The organism is Lentzea sp. CC55, assembly GCF_021056325.1.
Lineage (GTDB): Bacteria > Actinomycetota > Actinomycetes > Mycobacteriales > Pseudonocardiaceae > Lentzea > Lentzea jiangxiensis.
Genome location: NZ_JAJCXE010000009.1, coordinates 74,147 through 89,303, shown reverse-complemented (window position 1 = coordinate 89,303; position 15,157 = coordinate 74,147). Strand labels below are relative to the sequence as shown.

General features: G+C 71.0%; 17 protein-coding genes. 8 read left to right on the top strand and 9 right to left on the bottom strand.

Annotated elements, in window-relative coordinates; genetic code table 11:
• Nucleotides 1-202: 202 nt before the first annotated feature.
• Nucleotides 203-1,450, top strand: coding sequence for an MFS transporter (locus tag L6E10_RS06950; protein WP_236217922.1), 1,248 nt, complete (start codon nucleotides 203-205; stop codon nucleotides 1,448-1,450).
• On the opposite strand, the gene L6E10_RS06945 is transcribed toward L6E10_RS06950, so the two are convergent.
• Nucleotides 1,447-1,899, bottom strand: a complete 453-nt coding sequence (locus L6E10_RS06945) for an HIT family protein (protein WP_236217920.1) — start codon at nucleotides 1,897-1,899, stop codon at nucleotides 1,447-1,449. The genes L6E10_RS06950 and L6E10_RS06945 overlap by 4 nt on opposite strands.
• A gap of 85 nt (nucleotides 1,900-1,984) precedes the next feature.
• Between L6E10_RS06945 and dnaN the strand changes: the two genes are divergently transcribed.
• Entirely contained in the window at nucleotides 1,985-3,076 is a 1,092-nt protein-coding gene (gene dnaN / locus L6E10_RS06940) for a DNA polymerase III subunit beta (protein WP_236217918.1), read from the top strand.
• Between the two features lie 651 nt (nucleotides 3,077-3,727).
• On the opposite strand, the gene L6E10_RS06935 is transcribed toward dnaN, so the two are convergent.
• Both L6E10_RS06935 and L6E10_RS06930 read right to left on the bottom strand, forming a co-directional pair.
• Entirely contained in the window at nucleotides 3,728-4,618 is an 891-nt protein-coding gene (locus L6E10_RS06935; protein ID WP_236217916.1) for a Gfo/Idh/MocA family protein, read from the bottom strand.
• Between the two features lie 14 nt (nucleotides 4,619-4,632).
• Nucleotides 4,633-4,989 (bottom strand): hypothetical protein, encoded by a 357-nt coding sequence (locus L6E10_RS06930; protein ID WP_236217915.1) that lies wholly within the window; start codon nucleotides 4,987-4,989, stop codon nucleotides 4,633-4,635.
• 39 nt (nucleotides 4,990-5,028) lie between these two features.
• Here L6E10_RS06930 and L6E10_RS06925 point away from each other — a divergent pair, with 39 nt between their 5' ends.
• A complete protein-coding gene (locus tag L6E10_RS06925) occupies nucleotides 5,029-5,823 on the top strand; it encodes an NUDIX domain-containing protein (protein ID WP_236217914.1) in 795 nt (264 codons plus the stop codon).
• Complete coding sequence (locus L6E10_RS06920) at nucleotides 5,820-6,629, top strand: MBL fold metallo-hydrolase (protein WP_236217912.1); 810 nt, start codon at nucleotides 5,820-5,822, stop codon at nucleotides 6,627-6,629. Before L6E10_RS06925 ends, L6E10_RS06920 begins: the two co-directional genes overlap by 4 nt.
• Here the strand turns inward: L6E10_RS06920 and L6E10_RS06915 are convergent.
• From L6E10_RS06915 to L6E10_RS06900, 4 genes are read right to left on the bottom strand one after another with little or no spacing between them, the layout of a single operon-like run.
• Complete coding sequence (locus tag L6E10_RS06915) at nucleotides 6,623-7,753, bottom strand: hypothetical protein (protein WP_236217910.1); 1,131 nt, start codon at nucleotides 7,751-7,753, stop codon at nucleotides 6,623-6,625. The genes L6E10_RS06920 and L6E10_RS06915 overlap by 7 nt on opposite strands.
• Before the next feature lie 11 nt (nucleotides 7,754-7,764).
• Nucleotides 7,765-8,367 carry a hypothetical protein gene (locus L6E10_RS06910; RefSeq protein WP_236217908.1) on the bottom strand — a complete coding sequence of 201 codons (603 nt, stop codon included), beginning with the start codon at nucleotides 8,365-8,367 and terminating at the stop codon, nucleotides 7,765-7,767.
• Nucleotides 8,368-8,406: 39 nt separating this feature from the next.
• Nucleotides 8,407-8,862 carry a RidA family protein gene (locus L6E10_RS06905; RefSeq protein ID WP_236217906.1) on the bottom strand — a complete coding sequence of 152 codons (456 nt, stop codon included), beginning with the start codon at nucleotides 8,860-8,862 and terminating at the stop codon, nucleotides 8,407-8,409.
• Nucleotides 8,859-9,014: a DUF4177 domain-containing protein gene (locus L6E10_RS06900; RefSeq protein ID WP_086668176.1), complete on the bottom strand. Its 156-nt coding sequence runs from the start codon at nucleotides 9,012-9,014 to the stop codon at nucleotides 8,859-8,861. Before L6E10_RS06900 ends, L6E10_RS06905 begins: the two co-directional genes overlap by 4 nt.
• Before the next feature lie 68 nt (nucleotides 9,015-9,082).
• Here L6E10_RS06900 and L6E10_RS06895 point away from each other — a divergent pair, with 68 nt between their 5' ends.
• The 3 genes from L6E10_RS06895 to L6E10_RS06885 are packed head-to-tail and all read left to right on the top strand — an operon-like array spanning nucleotide 9,083 to nucleotide 11,492.
• Complete coding sequence (locus L6E10_RS06895) at nucleotides 9,083-9,334, top strand: hypothetical protein (RefSeq protein WP_090097619.1); 252 nt, start codon at nucleotides 9,083-9,085, stop codon at nucleotides 9,332-9,334.
• 44 nt (nucleotides 9,335-9,378) lie between these two features.
• The gene (locus L6E10_RS06890) at nucleotides 9,379-10,371 is read left to right on the top strand and encodes an ArsA-related P-loop ATPase (protein WP_236217904.1); all 993 of its coding nucleotides are present in this window, start codon (nucleotides 9,379-9,381) and stop codon (nucleotides 10,369-10,371) included.
• Nucleotides 10,368-11,492, top strand: a complete 1,125-nt coding sequence (locus L6E10_RS06885) for an ArsA-related P-loop ATPase (protein WP_236217902.1) — start codon at nucleotides 10,368-10,370, stop codon at nucleotides 11,490-11,492. The genes L6E10_RS06890 and L6E10_RS06885 overlap by 4 nt, the downstream gene beginning before the upstream one ends.
• A 4-nt stretch (nucleotides 11,493-11,496) precedes the next feature.
• On the opposite strand, the gene L6E10_RS06880 is transcribed toward L6E10_RS06885, so the two are convergent.
• Nucleotides 11,497-11,787 carry a WhiB family transcriptional regulator gene (locus tag L6E10_RS06880; RefSeq protein ID WP_090097622.1) on the bottom strand — a complete coding sequence of 97 codons (291 nt, stop codon included), beginning with the start codon at nucleotides 11,785-11,787 and terminating at the stop codon, nucleotides 11,497-11,499.
• A 237-nt stretch (nucleotides 11,788-12,024) separates the two neighbouring features.
• On the opposite strand from L6E10_RS06880, the gene L6E10_RS06875 reads away from it, so the two are divergent.
• Nucleotides 12,025-14,472 (top strand): transglycosylase domain-containing protein, encoded by a 2,448-nt coding sequence (locus tag L6E10_RS06875; RefSeq protein WP_236217900.1) that lies wholly within the window; start codon nucleotides 12,025-12,027, stop codon nucleotides 14,470-14,472.
• On the opposite strand, the gene L6E10_RS06870 is transcribed toward L6E10_RS06875, so the two are convergent.
• Nucleotides 14,469-15,122: a GntR family transcriptional regulator gene (locus L6E10_RS06870; RefSeq protein ID WP_236217898.1), complete on the bottom strand. Its 654-nt coding sequence runs from the start codon at nucleotides 15,120-15,122 to the stop codon at nucleotides 14,469-14,471. The two genes, L6E10_RS06875 and L6E10_RS06870, sit on opposite strands and share 4 nt — an antisense overlap.
• Nucleotides 15,123-15,157 lie beyond the last annotated feature (35 nt).

Below are 15,157 nucleotides of genomic sequence, written 5' to 3'. Positions count from 1 at the left end.
GGAGGTTGGTCTCGATCGGCGAGTCAACTTTCGCACGTCGGCACCCTGACCACTCAAGTCCTTTCACCCTCAAGGACCTCGTGTGTTGCCGATTCGTTGCATGTTTCACCCGGTCATCCCATTCCCGTGACCCAATCGCAACCGTGGTGACTCCGCGCACCCGAACTGGTACGCACGTACCAGGTCTGGCACACTGGTACGCATGTCCCACTCCGCCCGCCTCTCCGACTACCGCGCTGCCCTGACGACTCCCGGCATGGGCGGCGCCGTGGTCGCGTCGCTGCTCGCCCGCCTGCCCATCGCGATGGTCGGGCTCTCGCTGCTGCTCTACGTGGAGCGCGCGACGGACTCGTTCGCGGTCGCCGGCATGGTCTCGGCGGCGGCTCTGGTGGGCGTGGCGCTCGGGTCCGTCGTCCAGGGCCGGCTGATGGACCGCTTCGGCCCCACCCGCCCGCTGCTCTTCACGACCGGGCTGTTCGCCTTCTTCGTGACCGTCTCCGTGCTCGCCGTCGAGGCGGACGCGCCGGTGTTCGTGCTGGTCCCGCTGGCCTTCGGGGTCGGCGCCACGGAGCCGATGGTGGGCTCCGCGTCGCGGGCGCTGTGGGAGCGGATGGTCCCGGCCGGGCCCACGCGGATGGCGGGCTACGCCTACGAGGCCATCAGCATGGAGGTCTTCTTCATCCTCGGGCCGGGTCTCGCCGGCCTGCTGCTGGCCGCGCCGTGGGCGGGCACCGGTGTCGTCGTGGGTGCCGTGCTGATGGTCGTGGGCGCGCTGTGGTTCGCGTTCAACGGGGTCGTCCGCGCCTGGGGGCCGGTCGAGCAGGCTCCTCGCCCGCTCCTCGGCGCGTTCGCCTACCCCGGCATGCGCACGGTCGCCCTGGCCGCGCTCGGCTTCGGTGTGACCATCGGCTTCGTCGAGGTGGCCGTGCCGGCGTTCGCGAAGGCCGCGGGCCACGCCTCGATGGGCGGCCTGATGCTGTCGCTGTGGTCGATCAGCTCGGTGATCTTCGGCGTGCTCTACGGCATGCGCCCGTGGCCGCGCCCGATGCACCTGCGCCTGCCGGTGCTGCTGGGCGGCTTCGCGCTGCTGTCGTTCCTGCTGGCCGTCCCGGCCACGCTGGTCGGCCTCGCCGTGGCGCTGTTCCTGGTCGGCACGCTGATCACGCCGCAGTCGACCGCGCACTCCGCCGCGATCGAGCAGGTCACGCCGAACGGCATGGCCGCGGAGGCGTTCGGCTGGGTGATCACCTCGGTGACCGTGGGCCTCGCCCTCGGCCAGGGCCTGGCCGGCCAGTTGATCGAGCACTTCGGCACGCGCCCGGCGTTCGTCGCGGCCGGTGTCGCGGGTCTGCTGATCGCGCTGGCGGTCTGGCTGCTGCGCGGCACCGTGAGCCGCGGCGTGCCCTCCGAGGTGCCGGCGCGGTCCGAGATGGAACTCGCCTCGCGCTAGTTCTCCTCGAAGTAGGTGCCGAGCCGGGCGCTCAGCTCCTCCGCGCCTGCCCGTGGCGCTCCCGGCCAGTCGGCCTCGATCCACGGCAGTTCGTCCGGCGTCCCCCGGTGCCGGACGAACACGTGCTGGTGGAAGTGGGCCACGGACCGCCCGACCACGGCCGAGAAGACGAACTCGGGATCCAGCTCCGCCCGCAGGCCGACGGCCGTCAGCCTCGCCGCCCGCGCCACGGCCTCCGCTTCGGCGACCGTGAGCAGGTCGAGCCAGGCGACGTGCCTGCGCGTCTCGACGAAGAGGTAGCCGAGAACCCCTCGCGGCAGGTGCGACACGACGACCAGGTCGTCGGCGAACACCACGGGTCCGGCCAACGGCCCTTCACCGCGGTGCTTGGCGCAGATCGGGCATCCGCCCGTCCACTCGAACGCCCCGTTCCCGCTCTTCTCCGCCACAGGACCAGCTTGCCGCGAACCGCGTGACCGGCCGAGCCTTTCGAGGCACCCGGAATTGTCAGGGGTGCCCGCTACCGTCCCGATCATGGACCTCACCGCCACGACAGCCGGCCTGGCCGGCGCCGCCGCCGAGGTGGCGCGGCTGCTGCCCACCCGCGTGCTCGACCCGGTGCTGGCCGGGCTGCGGCTGCGAGCGGGCACGGACGTCGAGATCGCGGGCAGCGACCAGGAGCACGGCGTGCGCCTGACGGTCGACGCGACCGTCCACACCGAGGGCGAGGTGCTCGTGCCCGCGAAACCGCTGGCGGCGACCCTCCAGGCGCTGGACGAACCGCAGGTGAGGCTCAAGGTCGAGGGCCGGCGGCTGGCCGTCCGCACGCCGACGTCCCGCTTCGCGCTCCCGCTCCTCGACCTGCACGACCACCCCGGCGTCCCCGAACTCCCGCCCCGGCAGGGCCACGTCGACGCCGAGAAGCTCAAGACCGTCGCGGCTGTGGCGGGCGCGGCGTCGAAGGACGACGCGTTGCCGATCTTCACCGGCATCCGCATCCAGTCGGACGCCCGCAGGCTGCACATCATGGCGACCGACCGCTACCGCATGGCGTACGCCACTCTCCCGTGGGAACAAGAAGGTCAACTCGACCTGTTGGTACCTGCGAAGGCCGTCGTCGAAGCGGCGAGGCAGGCCACCGGCCGGGTGGCCCTGCACGCGAACGCCGACCGCATCGGCCTCGCCTGGGGCAACAACTCCATCTCCACCGCGCTCCTGGCCGCTCCGTTCCCGGACGACCGCGCGCGCCGACTCCTGGAGGCAGTCATCGACAGCACGGTGCTCGTGGACGCGGACGCGCTCGCCCGCGCCGTCCGCAGAGCAACCCCCTACGGCGGACCTCACCAGGCGGTGACGATCCAGGTGGAGGACGCCGAGTTGCGCGTCAAGGGCAGCGACCCGCAGCAGGGCGAGTCCGAGGAGTTCGTCAAGGCCGACGTCGAGGGCGACCGCCTGACCAAGACCTTCCAGGCCCGCTACCTGGCCGACGCGCTGAAGGCGTTCGCCGGCCGCCGGATCGAGCTGAAGATCCAGGACGGCCTACGGTCGACGGTGCTGACGTCGACGCCGGGTGAGGACGGGGTGGAGCTCACCTACCTCGTGGTGCCGATGCGCTCGGTGGCCTGACGGGCGTCGGCTCCGCGCGCGAGGGGCGGGCCGGGGACCGGCGCTGGGGGACGGGGTGAAGGCGCTGCTGTGGACGGCTTCGGGCGACTGCGGCGGCGGCTGACCGGCGAGCGGCCGGCTGGTGATGGCTGGCCGGCTGCGGGACTGGGTAGCGGCCGGAGGCGGCTGGCGCGCGGGTATCGGCCGGAGGCGGCCGACGCGCGGGCAGCGACCCAAGGCGGCTGACGCGCGGGCAGCGACCCAAGGCGACTGACGCGCGGGCAGCGACCCAAGGCGACTGACGCGCGGGCAGCGACCCAAGGCGACTGACGCGCGGGCAGCGACCCAAGGCGGCTGGCGCGGTCAGCGACCGGGGCGCAACTGGCGGCGGCAGGCCGACGGGCAACCGGCGGCGACCGAGCAGCGGCAGTGGTCCGCGGTAGCTGCGGCGAGACGGCAATCGCAGTGCGGCAGGCGACTCGGCAGCTGCCTCCTGTCGAACGCCACACGGCTTCCCGTCCGCCCGGCTTCCCGCATGCCCGGCTTCCCGCATGCCCGGCTTCCCGCATGCCCGAGTTGCCCACGCCCGGCTGCACCGCAGCCGACTCGCCGCTCACCACCCCGGCCACCCGCCCGGTGGCACTCAGCCCTTCGAGCCTCGCGCCAGCCCCTTCACGCCCCGGCCTTGCTCCTCGCCAGGTCGATGATCCGCTGCAGGTGCAACCCGCGCCGCACATCGCACTCGTGCGCAGTCGTTCCGCTGTGCACCATCGCCACGAAGTCGTCGAGCAGGTTCGTGAAGCACTCCAACGCGGGCGTGTCGCGGTTGGTCAGAGTGCGCGCGCCGTTGACCCCGAAGACGGTCAGGTCGGCGAAAGCGGGTTGCAGCGGCAGGGACAGGCACAGCGAGACGGTGCTGGTGGCGCCGCCCTCGTGCCGCAGGATCAGTTGCCACAGGCCCGTGTCGGAGACGGTGGCGGCCACGACGTCGGTGATCTCGCCGAGGGCCGCGTCCAGCAGGTCGAAGGCGTGCGGACCGACGTCGTCGAGCGCGCCCTTGTCGTGGCGCCACGGGGAGTTCGAGAACGGGCCGTCGAGCAGCGCGCCCGAGATCCAGCGGCTGTCGGCGCCGGTCCAGCCGCCCGTGCGGTGCAGCTGGGCCAGCATCTGCTTGGTCTCCGGGGCGTAGCGGCGGGTCAGCACGACGAGCGACGCGACGCCGGCCTCGGCCACCGCGTCGGCCAGGGTGGCGGCGACCTCGGCGTTCTCGGCGATCGGCTTCTCCAGCACCAGGTGCTTGCCGGCGCGGGCGGCCTCGATCGCCATCGGGCCCTGCACGCCCGGCGGCACGCAGAACGCCACGGCGTCCACTGTGGACAGCATTGCGCCGTAGTCGGAGAACGGCTCGGCGCCGGAGGAGGCGGCGAGTTCCGCGGCTGCCTCCTCGCGGCGCGCCCACACGCCGGTCAGCGTGGTGCCGGGGTGGTTCGCGATGCCGGGGGCGTGGATCATCCGGGCCCACGGGCCCGCACCGACAAGTCCTACGCGCAGCTGTTCGTCCACTCGCACATCCTGCCTCAGGAGTAGCTCGCCTTGGGGACGAAGATCTCGCCGCCGTTGCCGAACTCCAGGCGCAGGCCGTCCGGGGAGGACTCGCGCCGCGGGTCGTGGTCCCAGCCGGCGGGCACCGTCACGACGTGGCCGCGGTCAGGGGACGGGCCCAGCCAGATCTCGTAGTGGGTGCCGCCGACGAGCTGCTCGACCTTCTTCACGTACACGCCCGGTGTCGTGGAGGTCGGGTCGACGCTGATCACGGTCGTGCGGTCCGGCACGAACATCACCACGCCCGCCACCGCGGTGAGTCCCGTCGCCAGCACGGCTCCGAGCAGGAACAGCAGCACCTGCACCAGACAACCGGAGACCTTCGTCGCCATCACACCATCCTCGGGTAAGCGCGGTCGTACGCTCGGAGGATGCCCGACGACATGACCTTGCCGGGAAACCTGGTACCCGCGAAGCCCGTCTCCCAACCTGCCGAGCCCCGCGACGCCGTCACCGTGGTCCTGCTGCGCGACGGCGTGCGGGGCCTGGAGGCCTTCCTGCTGCGCCGCGTGAAGGGCATGGCGTTCGCCGGGGGCATGACGGTCTTCCCCGGCGGCGGCGTCGACCGGCGCGACGCCGACACGTCCGTCGCGTGGACCGGTCCGGAACCGCAGTGGTGGGGCGAGGTGTTCGGCGTCGACGCGTCGACGGCCCGTGCGTTCGTGTGCGCGGCCGTGCGCGAGACGTTCGAGGAGTCCGGAGTGCTGCTCGCGGGTCCTGACGCCACGTCGGTCGTCGCGGACACCTCGGCGTACTCGAAGGCCCGGCAGCAGCTGGTCGACCGCGAGATCTCGCTGGCGCAGTTCCTCACCTCGGAGGGCCTCGTGCTGCGGGCGGACCTCCTGCGGCCGTGGGCGAACTGGGTGACTCCGCAGGAGGAGCCCCGCCGTTACGACACCCGGTTCTTCGTCGCCGCGCTGCCGTCCGGCCAGAAGGCCGACGGGGAGACGACCGAGGCGTCGGACGCGTCGTGGCAGACGCCAGAGGACGCCGTCCAGGACGCGCAGGAGGGTCGTCGGATGCTCATGCCGCCGACCTGGCGCACCCTCGAGGAGGTCGGCGCGCTCGGCAGCGTCGAGAAGGTGATGGCCGAGGAGCGCAGCGTCGAGAAGATCATCCCCAAGCTGATCCGCGACGGCGACGTCATCCGGGTGGTGCTGCCGTGAGCGGGTCCCCGCTGATCGGCGCCCGCGCCGCGCACCCGCTGTACGGCGAGCTGCGCCAGGTCACGCCGCACGCGGCCGTGCTGCTCGCGGACAACCCGTCACCGATGACGCTCGACGGCACGAACACGTGGCTGCTCAAGGCCCCGGACGCCGAGTCGTACGTCGTGGTCGACCCAGGCCCTCTCGACCACGCGCACCTGAAGCGCATCGCGTCGTTCGGCCCGGTGTCCGAGATCCTGCTGACCCACGGCCACCCGGACCACTCCGACGGCGCTCGTGAGTTCGCGGAACTGGTCAAAGCCCCGGTGCGCGCGCTCGACCCGACGTTCACCTACGGCTCGGAAGGTCTCCGCGACGGCGACGTGATCACCAGCTCCGGCCTGGAGCTGCGGGTCCTCGGCACGCCCGGCCACACCAGCGACTCGCTGTGCTTCGTGATCGACGGCGAGGCCGTGCTGACCGGCGACACGGTCCTCGGCCGCGGCACGACGATCGTGGCCCACCCGGACGGCAGGCTCGGCGACTACTTCGAGTCGCTGAAGCTGCTCGCCGACCTGCCGGAGCACACGGCCGTGCTGCCCGGCCACGGCCCCGAACTGGCGGACGCGGGCGAGGCCGCACGGATGTACCTCGCGCACCGCACGCAACGGCTGGAGCAGGTCCGCAACGCCGTGGAAGCTCTCGGCGGCGCACCGACCCCACGTGAGGTCGTCGAGGTCGTCTACGCGGACGTGGACAGGGTGCTGTGGCCCGCCGCCGAGTGGTCGGTGCGGGCCCAGCTCGAGTACCTGCGCGGCGGCTACTGAGACTGGTGGCCGTTGTTCGTCGCGCCGAACGCGGACTGGCGCGACGAGGAGCGGTCGATCTGCCAGCGGCCGCTGTCCGAGGCGGGCGCACCGGTCTGCTCCCGCTGTGCCAGCTCCTCGTGCAGCTGCTGCAGCAGGGCCCGTTCGCGCTCGCTGAGGTTCGCGTCCACCGAGGACGGCTCGGCGGGCTCGGCGAGAGCGGCCTGCAGGGCCGCCAGCTCGTCGGCCTTGAGCTCCGTGGTGACCTCGGCCCTGTTGATCGGCACCGGCTCGGGCAGCGGCTCCGGGAGCGGCTCGGCCTGCGCTTCGACGGTCGCCATCGGGATGCGCTTCACGGGCTTGGGCGGGAACGGCTGCGAGCCCTCCAGCGCCGGTGTGGAACGCGTGCGTCGTGAGCCGGTCTCCTCCTGTGGCTCCGGCGCCGGTGTCGGCTCGGCCACCGGCGCCGGAGCGGGAGGCTCTTCCGGCTGGTCGAACCACGCACCCTGCGGGGAGACGGGCTCGGCGACCGGGACCGGGGACCCGGACATCGGCACCGCGCGCGAGGACGTCACGGCGGACGCGTGGTACTCGCCGAGCTGCATGCCGGTCGTGAGGACCTCGACGGCTGCGCGGACGCCGGCCTTGCGCAGCACGGAGTCGATCCGGTACGCGGTCGCGGGCGCGAAGCCCTGCGGGCCGATGTCCACCAGCACCACCCGCTGCGGCAGCGGGCCGGGCGTGGAGCCCGTCGGCGAGGAACGCCAGACGCACCGCACCGAGCGGATGTCGGGCAGCACCGACACCGCGCGGACCAGGTGCGCGGCGATGTCCGCGCCGGGGTCGGTCTCGGAGGTGAAGCGGTGCCGGATGAACGGCACCATCTCGACCACCGGCAGGCGGTCGGTGAGCGAGGCGTCCGAGCGGACCTCGTGCAGGACCCACGTGATGGTCGCGCGCTCGTCCGGCAGCACCGGGATGCCGCCGGCGATGAGGGTGCCGACGAGCAGTTCGATCGAGCGGTCCAGTTCTCCGACCGCGAGGAACTCGCGCGCCAGCGACAGGGCGTCGTCGTCGACGCGCCCGGCCATCGACAGCAGGAGGTCGTGCAGACGGACCGGCAGGCCGACACCGTCGTTCGTCACGTCAACTCTCCTTAGCTGAGCACGAGGTGCTCATCGGACTCGGCGCCGGCGCAGACCAGCTCCGATGCCGCCAACGCCGCCCGGTGGTAGGGCGGAAGGTCCATGCCGGACGGAACGACCTCGACGCACGGGTCGTGCTCGCCCAACGCCCGCAGCACGCGCTGCAACTCTCCGGTCAGCCGGGAGTGACCGGTGGTGGCCGCCACCAGCAGGACGCGGTTGATCCCCGAGGGACCGATGCGCCAGCAGGAGCGAACCTCACCGACCCCGTTGCGGCCTCGCAGCGTGGCACCGAGAACGACGGTCGCGGAATCCCCCATCGGCACCCGATCGGGTGATTCTGGGGAAAAGGTGTAGTCGGTGGGGGGCAGTTCGTCCAGCCCTTTGACCGAACTGACGGCACCGGGTTCCGCCCCGTAGGGCACGAGCGAGTCCTGCAGGAGGCGCAGCTCGTGATCGGTCAAGGGGATGCGCCCGTGCAGCAGGGTGCGCGGCAGTGACCTGGCCAGCACCGCGTACGCGTCCGAGGCCGCCCAGTCGCGGTACCGCCACAGCAGCTCGTCCGGCAGGCGTCCGGCGAGCCTCAGGAGCAGCTCGTGGCACGTGTCCGACATGTCACACCCTTCAGCGGAACCCGGTACGCGAACCGGGACTCAGACCTCGACGACCAGTTCGATCTCCACCGGAGCGCCGATCGGCAGCTCGGCCACGCCCACGGCGGACCGGGCGTGCCTGCCCGCGTCGCCGAAGATCTCGCCGAGCAGCTCCGACGCGCCGTTGATGACACCCGGCTGCCCCGTGAAGCCCTCGGCGGAGGCCACGAACCCGACAACTTTCACGACTCGCTTGATCGAGTCAATCCCCACGAGCGCGTCGATGGCCGCGAGGGCGTTGAGGATGCACGTCGCCGAGTACTCCTTGGCCTCCTCCGGCGAGACCTCCGCGCCCACCTTGCCGGTGGCGGGGAGCTTGCCGTCGACGAACGGCAGCTGGCCGGAGGTGAAGACCCACGAACCGCTCTGCGTGGCGGGCACGTACGCCGCCAGCGGCGCCGCGACGCCGGGGAGCTCGATGCCGAGCTCCTGCAACCGCGCGCTCCAGGTGCTCACGCCTTCACCCGCTTCAGGTACGCGACGTGCTGCTCACCGGTCGGGTTGGTCAGCACGGTGACCAGCTCCCAGCCGTCCTCGCCCCACTGGTCGAGGATCTGCTTCGTGGCGTGGATCAACAACGGCACGGTCGCGTACTCCCACTTCGTCATGCGCCGAGCCTAACTTGCCACCCGATCGACGCCTGCGGGGTTCGCGCACTTCGGGCTACCTTGATCACGTGGAGACCTGGAGGATCATCGCCACCAGCCTGTTCGCGCTGGGTGGGCTCGTGATGGTGCTCGTCGCCATGGCCCAGGTCCGCGACCGCAAGCACAGCAACCGCCCCCAGGTCGTGCAGGCGGGTCTGATCGGTCTGGTCGTCGTGGTCGTCGTCACGGCGAGCATCGCGCTGTGGCTGCCGTCCGTCGTGGCCTGGGCACTGGTCGCCGCCACCGCCATGGCAGTTCTCTTCCTCACCATGGTTGATTGACCGCCCGGGCCACACCTGACCGATTTCACACATAGTCTGGACGTGTGACGTCGTGGACCGAGGAGCTGACCCGAGCCCGTTTGCACGTGGTCTCCGGCAAGGGCGGCACCGGGAAGACCACGGTCGCGGCCGCGCTGGCGCTCGCGCTCGCCACCGGTGGCCGCCGGGTGCTGCTGGTGGAGGTCGAGGGCAGGCAGGGCATCGCCCAGCTCTTCGACCGGGCCCCGCTGCCGTACTCCGAGGAGCGGATCGCGTCCGCGCCGGGCGGCGGTGAGGTGCACGCGCTCGCGGTCGACGCGGAGGCGGCGCTGCTCGAGTACCTGGCGATGTTCTACAACCTCGGCTTCGCCGGCCGGACGCTGCGCAAGATGGGCGCCATCGAGTTCGCCACCACGCTCGCGCCCGGCCTGCGGGACGTGCTGCTGACCGGCAAGGTCAAGGAATGCGTCAACCGCACCGGGCCGGACGGCCGCCACGTCTACGACGCCGTCGTGCTGGACGCGCCGCCGACGGGGCGCGTGGTCAAGTTCCTCGACGTCACGAAGGCCATGGCCGACCTCGCGAAGGTCGGGCCGATCAAGGGGCAGAGCGAGGGCGTCGTGCGGCTGCTGCACTCCGGTGACACGGCGGTGCACCTGGTCGCGCTGCTGGAGGAGATGCCGGTGCGCGAGACCCTGGACGCCGTCGCCGAACTGGACGGCGCCGACCTGCGACCGGGCGCGGTGCTGGTGAACCGGGTGCAGCCGGCGCGGCTGCCCGCGCGGTCCGTGCCGGTCGCCGCCGAGGGCAGGGTGGACGAGTCGCGCGTGCTCGCCGGGCTGAGGACCGCCGGGCTCGACCTCGACGAGTTCACGCTCGAAGGCCTCGTCGACGAGACCGTGGAGCACGCCGTCCGGGTGCAGTCGCAGCAGGAGGCCAAGGAGCTGCTCGGCGAGTCGGACCTGCCGACGCTCGAGCTGCCCGACCTGACGGACGGGGTGGACGTGGCCGCGCTGTACGAGCTGGCCGAGGTGCTGGTCGCGGCGGGAGTCCGATGAACAAGCTCGACTTCGACCCGTTGCTCGACGACCTCGAGACGCGCGTCCTCGTGTGCTGCGGTTCCGGCGGCGTGGGCAAGACGACGACCGCGGCGGCGCTGGCGCTGCGCGCGGCCGAACGCGGCAGGCGCGTGGTCGTGCTGACGATCGACCCGGCCCGGCGCCTCGCGCAGTCGCTGGGCCTGCGGGAGCTCGACAACCACCCGCGCGCGGTCACCGTCGACGGCTTCCAGCCCAAGGGCGAGCTGTTCGCGATGATGCTCGACATGCGTCGCACGTTCGACGACATGGTGCTGACCCACGCCGGTCGCGACCGGGCGGACCAGATCCTGTCGAACCCCTTCTACCAGACCATTTCCTCGTCGTTCTCCGGCACGCAGGAGTACATGGCGATGGAGAAGCTGGGCCAGCTGGTCGCGCAGGACGAGTGGGACCTGATCATCGTCGACACCCCGCCGAGCCGGTCGGCGCTCGACTTCCTGGACGCGCCGCAGCGGCTTTCGACCGTCCTCGACGGCAAGTTCATCCGGATGCTCTCGGCACCGGCCCGCGCGAGCGGCCGGGGGTTGCTCAAAATCGTCGGAACCGGGTTCAGCCTTTTCACGCGGGCCGTCTCGACGATCGTCGGTGGCCAGCTGCTGCAGGACGCGTCGACGTTCGTCCAGGCCTTCGACAGCATGTTCGGCGGATTCCGCGAGCGCGCGCAGCGCACGTACGAACTCCTCCGGTCGCCCGGAACCGGTTTCGTGGTGGTTGCGGCGGCCGAACCCGACGCGTTGCGCGAGGCGAGCTACTTCGTGGAACGGCTCAGCGCCGAGAACATGCCGTTGTGCGGCCTCGTCGCGAACAGGACCCACCCGGTGCTCGCGGCGGACCTGCCCGCGGCGAAGGCGCTGGCCGCGGCGGACGACCTCGACCGCTCCGGTGACGCGCCGCTCGCCGCGGCAGTGCTCCGGCTGCACGCGGACCGGGTCGCAGTGGCCGATCGTGAGAAGCGGCTGCTGGCCCGGTTCACGCGTGCTCATCCCGGTGTCGCGCTGGTCGGCGTGCCCGCGTTGCCCGCGGACGTGCACGACCTCGACGGCCTGCGGGAGATAGGTCGCCGGCTCGCCGGGGAATAGTCCCCTAGCCGACCCTCGTGTCTTCGACGTGCTCTTGACGTGCGTTGTCGAGCAGTTCGAACCACGATTCGACGTCCGGGCGGCGGCGCAGCAAAGCGCGGCGTTCGCGCTCGGTCATGCCTCCCCAGACCCCGAACTCGATCTTGTTGTCCAGCGCTTCGGCCAGGCATTCCATGCGCACCGGACAACCCAGGCACACGAGCTTCGCCTTGCGCTGCTCCGCACCTCGGACGAAGAGCTGATCCGGCTCTTCGTCCCGGCACGAAGCGTTGATACGCCAATCCCCCTGGTTCATATCCCCCACTCCTCAGTGCTGTCCAAATGTGGAAATCCGCCACACCCCTGCCACGGATGCCGTAGCGTTCGAGCTACGACTGCATTCCTTGGACGTTGACGGACTGTAGTGCCGTTCGGTTCCCTGTCCAACCCTGGGTCACCCGACTGTTACCTGTCTTGCGTATGTCTACTCATGCTGAGTAACGGCACTTACTGATCACCTTCACCCGTTCGTGTACGGCGTACGCTGACCTGCGTGCGAGTCAGGAATGGCGTGCTCAAGATGCTCGGCCTGTGCCTGCTGGCTGGGGTTCTCCTCGCCGGCATGCTGTTCCCAGTCGTGGGTGCGACAGGCCTCGTCTCGAACAGGGCCAGCGACACCGTGGACAGCATCTCCGCCGACCTCGTGACGACGGATCCCCCGTTGATCACCACGGTCACGGACAGGGAGGGCGCCCCGATCGCCTACCTGTTCGACCAGTACAGGGTGCTGACACCACCCGAGAAGATCTCGCCGACCATGAAGGCCGCGCTGATCTCGGTCGAGGACCGCCGGTTCTACGAGCACCAGGGCGTGGACTGGAAGGGCACCATCCGCGCGGGCCTGACGAACCAGGTCAGCGGCTCGGTGTCGCAGGGCGCGTCCACGCTGACCCAGCAGTACGTCAAGAACTACCTGGTCCACGTCGTGGCGCGGAACAACAAGCTGGAGCAGGCCAAGGCCCAGGAGCAGACCATCGCGCGCAAGATGCGCGAGGCCCGGATCTCGCTGCAACTGGAGCGCAAGCTCGGCAAGGAGGAGATCCTCGCCCGGTACCTCAACGTCGTTCCTTTCGGCTCGACCATTTACGGCATCGCGGCGGCGGCGCAGGCTTACTTCAACACGACGCCGGACAAGTTGACCGTTCCCCAGTCCGCGATGCTCGCGGGAATGGTGAACAGTCCGTCAGCGCTCGACCCCGAAGCGTATCCGGACAAAGCTTTGGACCGGCGCAACAAAGTGATCGACAGGATGGTCGAGAACGACAAGCTGTCGCGCGACGCGGGTGAGGCGGCGAAGAAGGAAGGACTGGGTCTCGCGACCCCGGTCCGCACCCCGCCGAACGGCTGTGTCGGCGCCGGCCCGGAAAACGGTTTCTTCTGTTCGTACGTCGTGAACTACTTGCAGCGCGCGGGTTTCAGCGAGGAGCAGCTGCGCACCGGCGGCTACACCGTCCAGACCACTTTGGACAGGACGGTCACCCAGCAGGCCAAGGCGTCGGCCGAGGCGGGCGTCGCCAAGACCACCGAGGGCATCGCGAACACGATGGCGGTCGTCAAGCCCGGCAAGGAACGCCACGAGGTGCTGGCGCTGGTCGCGAACCGCGACTACGGCCTGAAGTCGGACCTGAGGCAGACGACGTACGACCTGCCCAGCGGCGTGGAGAACAAGTTCGGCGCGGGCTCGGTCTACAAGGTCTTCACCGCGGCAGCGGCGCTGGAGAAGGGCCTCGGCATCGAGAACGTCATCCCGACGCCGACCTCGCACGTGTCGCGGGTGTTCAAGGGTGGCGCCCAGCGCTGCCCGAGCACCGGTGAGCCCGGCACCCGCTGGTACTGCCTGTCGAACTTCGACTCGAGCTACCCGTCGTCGATGTCGCTGCAGCAGGCCCTCGCGACGTCGCCGAACACCGGCTTCGTCATCCTCGAGGAGCAGACCGGCATGGACGCGGTCGTCGACATGGCGTCGCGCCTCGGCATGCGCGAGACGATGGCCACGAACCTGCAGGGCACCCGGCCCGACCCGAAGGCCAAGGACAAGCAGAACCGCATCTCGCAGACGGAGTTCTACAAGCAGAACGGCGGCAACGCGTCGTTCACGCTGTCGCCGGCGCCGGTGTCCACGCTGGAGCTGGCGAACGTCGCCGCGACCATCGTGAGCGGCGGCAAGTGGTGCCCGCCCACCCCGATCGCGAGGGTGCTGGACCGCAACGGCAAGCCCGTCCAGGTCAACGAGGCGCAGTGCGAGCAGGTGGTCGCCGAGGGCCTCGCGAACGGCCTCGCGGTCGGCATGAGCAAGGACGACGTCGGCGGCGGCACCGCGGCGGCGGCCGCCCGCAACGCCAAGTGGACCCGCCCGATGATCGGCAAGACGGGCACCACCGAGGAGTACAAGTCGGCGGCGTTCATCGGCGCGACCCCGGACTTCGCGGGCGCCGTGCAGACGTTCAACGACGGCACCACCCCGCGCCCGATCTGCGTGACCGGCACGCCCCGGTTGTGCGGCAACGGCAACATCTTCGGCGGCACCATCCCGGCCAAGACGTGGTTCGAGACGATGACGAAGGTGCACGCGGCCATCCCGGTGTCGCCGCTGCCGCAGGTGGAGCAGCGCTACCTCAAGGGCGGCCGCGAGATCCAGATCCCGGACGTCGTGGGCAGGCAGGTCAACGACGCCGTGCGGGTGCTCGAGCAGGCCGGTTACAAGTCGAGCCAGCAGACCGTCAACTCCGACCAGCCGAAGGGCAGGGTCGTGAGCCAGACGCCGCGCGGCAACGCGTTGCGCGGCACGGTGATCACGCTGTCGGTGAGCTCGGGCTACGTGCCGCCGCCGGTGCCGACGGAGCCGTCGAACGCCCCGCCACCGCCGGGCGACCCCGGCAACGGCAACGGCAACGGCCCGCCGATCACCCTGCCGACCGAGCCGGGCAGGCCGACCCGCTAAGGCCTCAGCATCGCCTTGAGGCGGTCCACGCTCGCGTCGACGTGGGCGCGGATCTCGGCGACCGCCCTGTCGCGGTCGCCGCGGCGGAGGGCGTCGAGGATGGCCTCGTGCTCCGCGACGACCTGCTCCGGCGTCTCGGACCTGCTCAGGACCGTGAGGTAGAAGCGCAGCTCCTGGGTCAGGCCGGCGTAGAACTCGTCGAGCCTCGTGCTGTCGAGCAGCGCCACGATCGCCTGGTGGAAGGCGAGGTCGCGGTCGACGATCTCGCGGGTGTCACCCCTCTCCGCGGCCGCGCGCAGCTCCTCGAACCTCTGCGTGATCGCCGCGAGCTGCTCCGGGCGCGGGACGCGGGCCAGCGCGGCGGTCTCCAGGCGTTCGCGGGCGGTGTAGAGGGCCTCGACGTTCTCCGGCGTGGGCGCGATGACAACGGCCCCGCGGTTGACCTCGTAGCGCACCAGCCCGGTCAGCTCCAGGATCCGGACGGCTTCGCGGATGGTGTTGCGCGCGACGCCGAGCTCGGCCGCGATCGCGCTCTCCCGCAGCCTGTCACCGGGGCCGAAGGCGCCCGCCATGATCCGTTCGGACAGGCCGTCGGCGAGCTGCTGGGCCGTGGTGGTGCGGCGCACTTCGAGGCCGTCGAGGGCTGACATGTGGCCAGTTTAACGGGTTGCCTTACAGTTGAACT

What these genes read in the sequence shown, in the direction of transcription:
- L6E10_RS06950 (WP_236217922.1), top strand. Translation starts at nt 203, where the DNA reads ATGTCCCACTCCGCCCGCCTCTCCGACTACCGCGCTGCCCTGACGACT.
- dnaN (WP_236217918.1), top strand. Translation starts at nt 1,985, where the DNA reads ATGGACCTCACCGCCACGACAGCCGGCCTGGCCGGCGCCGCCGCCGAG.
- L6E10_RS06930 (WP_236217915.1), bottom strand. Translation starts at nt 4,989, where the DNA reads ATGGCGACGAAGGTCTCCGGTTGTCTGGTGCAGGTGCTGCTGTTCCTG.
- L6E10_RS06925 (WP_236217914.1), top strand. Translation starts at nt 5,029, where the DNA reads ATGCCCGACGACATGACCTTGCCGGGAAACCTGGTACCCGCGAAGCCC.
- L6E10_RS06910 (WP_236217908.1), bottom strand. Translation starts at nt 8,367, where the DNA reads ATGTCGGACACGTGCCACGAGCTGCTCCTGAGGCTCGCCGGACGCCTG.
- L6E10_RS06900 (WP_086668176.1), bottom strand. Translation starts at nt 9,014, where the DNA reads ATGACGAAGTGGGAGTACGCGACCGTGCCGTTGTTGATCCACGCCACG.
- L6E10_RS06885 (WP_236217902.1), top strand. Translation starts at nt 10,368, where the DNA reads ATGAACAAGCTCGACTTCGACCCGTTGCTCGACGACCTCGAGACGCGC.
- L6E10_RS06880 (WP_090097622.1), bottom strand. Translation starts at nt 11,787, where the DNA reads ATGAACCAGGGGGATTGGCGTATCAACGCTTCGTGCCGGGACGAAGAG.
- L6E10_RS06870 (WP_236217898.1), bottom strand. Translation starts at nt 15,122, where the DNA reads ATGTCAGCCCTCGACGGCCTCGAAGTGCGCCGCACCACCACGGCCCAG.